This window comes from Vibrio sp. 10N.261.52.A1, from assembly GCF_002876325.1.
Lineage (GTDB): Bacteria > Pseudomonadota > Gammaproteobacteria > Enterobacterales > Vibrionaceae > Vibrio > Vibrio chagasii.
On record NZ_MCYD01000107.1, the window covers coordinates 1 to 239 of the forward strand.

At 45.6% G+C, this 239-nt stretch carries 1 protein-coding gene; it reads right to left on the reverse strand.

Annotated features, from left to right (window positions below; genetic code table 11):
* Nucleotides 1–239, reverse strand: a 239-nt coding sequence (locus BCT81_RS01385) for a GTP-binding protein (RefSeq protein ID WP_277869781.1), incomplete at both ends; no start/stop codon positions are given.

Below are 239 nucleotides of genomic sequence, written 5' to 3' on the forward strand. Positions count from 1 at the left end.
GTTCAGAAGATAATACTTCTAACACTTCTTTTGGGTGGCCAAGCCCAGTAGGCTCAATCAGCAAGCGGTCTGGCTTCGCCTCTGAAAGCAATTGATTGAGTGCTATCTGCATCGGTAACCCAGCTGCACAGCACATGCAGCCACCGGGTACTTCGCGAATAAAAACTTGCTGTTGTTTAGTTTGATTGCCTTCGAATAAACTTCCATCAACGCCAATTTCACCAAACTCATTCACCAAA